This window comes from Micromonospora sp. M51 (assembly GCF_018070305.1).
Lineage (GTDB): Bacteria > Actinomycetota > Actinomycetes > Mycobacteriales > Micromonosporaceae > Micromonospora > Micromonospora parva.
This window is the reverse complement of sequence record NZ_JAGPXZ010000976.1, coordinates 1-1,947: the sequence shown is the minus strand read 5'-3', so window position 1 is coordinate 1,947 and position 1,947 is coordinate 1. Positions and strand designations below refer to the sequence as shown.

3 protein-coding genes are annotated in these 1,947 nt (G+C 74.3%); all 3 read right to left on the bottom strand.

All coding sequences use genetic code 11. The features are described 5' to 3' along the window. A partial coding sequence (locus KBX53_RS31445) for an aromatic amino acid lyase (RefSeq protein ID WP_210863390.1) occupies positions 1 to 354 on the bottom strand: 354 nt, incomplete at its 3' end. Next, positions 351 to 1,547, bottom strand: coding sequence for an imidazolonepropionase (hutI, locus tag KBX53_RS31440; RefSeq protein ID WP_210863388.1), 1,197 nt, complete (start codon positions 1,545 to 1,547; stop codon positions 351 to 353). The genes KBX53_RS31445 and hutI, both read right to left, overlap by 4 nt. Beyond that, positions 1,544 to 1,947, bottom strand: a 404-nt coding sequence (locus tag KBX53_RS31435; protein ID WP_210863386.1) for an amidohydrolase family protein, incomplete at its 5' end; no start/stop codon positions are given. The genes KBX53_RS31435 and hutI, both read right to left, overlap by 4 nt.

The following is a 1,947-nucleotide window of genomic DNA, read 5'->3' as shown; positions in this document are numbered from 1 at the left end:
CAGCGGCCGGACCCCGGAGCGGCCCAGGGCGAGCGACCGGACCCGTAGCAGCATCATGGCCCGGACCACCTCGCGCGGCATCGGAGCGCCCACCCCGGCGGCGTGCGAGCGGATCAGCGCGTGTTGCAGCTCGGCCCGTCGCTCCGGGGCGATGAAGGTGTTGGCCAACGCCCCGAACCCGGTCGAGACCCCGTAGACGGGGCGACCCGACGACTCGATGCCGTCCACGATGGCCCGGCTGGTCGCCATCGCCTCGATGGTGGCGGGGGCGAGGACGACCGTGGCGGTGCCGCGGGCCACCGCGAGAACGTCGTCGGCGGTGATCCCGGTGGGCTGGATGGTCACGTTCGTCATTGCGGAACTCCGTTGCGTATTACCTGGCGGATCAGGGGGACACCGGGCCGGTAGGCCAGGTGCAGGTGTGACGGCGCGTCGAGGACGACGAGGTCGGCCCGCGCGCCGGGGGTGAGGACACCGATGTCGTCGCGGCGCAGCGCCCGCGCGCCACCGGCGGTGGCGGCCCAGACCGCCTCCGCCGGGGTCATCCGCATCTCGCGGACCGCGAGGGCCACGCAGAAGGGCATCGACGAGGTGTACGACGAGCCGGGGTTGCAGTCCGTCGCCAGCGCCACTGTGACACCGGCGTCGAGCAGCCGGCGCGCGTCCGGGTACGGCGAGCGGGTGGAGAACTCCGCGCCGGGCAGCAGCGTGGCGACTGTGGTGGTGTGCAGGCCTTCATGGCACATGCAGTCGATCCGGTTCGACGCGAGCGCGTCGATGTCGGCGTCGGACAGGTAGGTGCAGTGGTCGACGCTCGCCGCGCCCAGCTCCACGCCGAGCTGAACGCCGGGGCCGGGGCCGAGCTGGTTGGCGTGGATCCGGACGCCCAGACCGACGGCCTGACCGCAGGCCAGGATGGCGCGGGCATGGTCCACGTCGAAGGCGCCCCGCTCGCAGAAAACGTCGACCCACTTCGCGTACGGCGCGGCGGCGGCCAACATCGGGCCGCAGACCAGCCCGACGTAGTCGTCGGGGCGGTCGGCGTACTCGGCGGGCACCACGTGCGCGCCCAGGAAGGTGGTCTCGGTGCTGCTTTCGGCGGCGATCCGCAGCGAGCGGGCCTCGTCGGCGACGGTCAGCCCGTACCCACTCTTGATCTCCATGGTCGTGGTGCCCTGGCGCAGCGCCTCCCCGCGCAGCCGGCGCACGTTGGCGCGCAGCTCGTCGTCGGTGGCGGCCCGGGTCGCGCCGACAGTGGTCCGGATGCCGCCGCCGGTGTAGGGCTGACCGGCCATCCGAGCGGCGAACTCGGCGGCCCGGTCCCCGGCGAAGACCAGGTGGGCGTGGCTGTCCACGAAGCCGGGCAGCACGGCGGCCCCGCCGGCGTCGATGTGATGGTCGGCGGCCGGCGCGTACGCGGACGGCCCGACCCAGGCCACCCGGTCCTCCTCGACCAGCACGGCGGCGTCGCGGCGGATGCCGAGCGGGCCCTCGCCGGCACCGTTGGTGACCAGCTCCCCGATGTTGTCGACCAGCAGGCTGCTCATGTGGGGTTCACCGCCTCGATGGCCGCCGCCAGCTCGGCCGGCACGTCGACGCTCAGGTGCCGGCCCTCGGCCACCACCACCCGGCCGTCCACCATGACCTGCTCGACGTCCGCCGCACCGGCCGCGAAGAACACGCCCACCGGCGGGACCCCGGCGGTGCGGGCGCTGTCCAGGCGTACCGTCACCAGGTCGGCGCGGGCACCCACGGCGATCCTCCCGGCGTCGGCCCAGCCCAGCGCGGTGTGCCCGGCGGCGGTGGCCGCCGTCAGCAGGTCGAGCGGTGCGAAGTGGCCGCGCCGGCGGGTACGCAGCCGCTCGTCCAGCTCCACCGCCCGGGCCTCCTCGAACAGGTCGATCACCGCGTGACTGTCGCTGCCCAGGCTGAGCCGGATGCCCGCCT

Coding starts and splice junctions, on each gene's coding strand:
- hutI (WP_210863388.1), bottom strand. CDS start 1,547: ATGAGCAGCCTGCTGGTCGACAACATCGGGGAGCTGGTCACCAACGGT.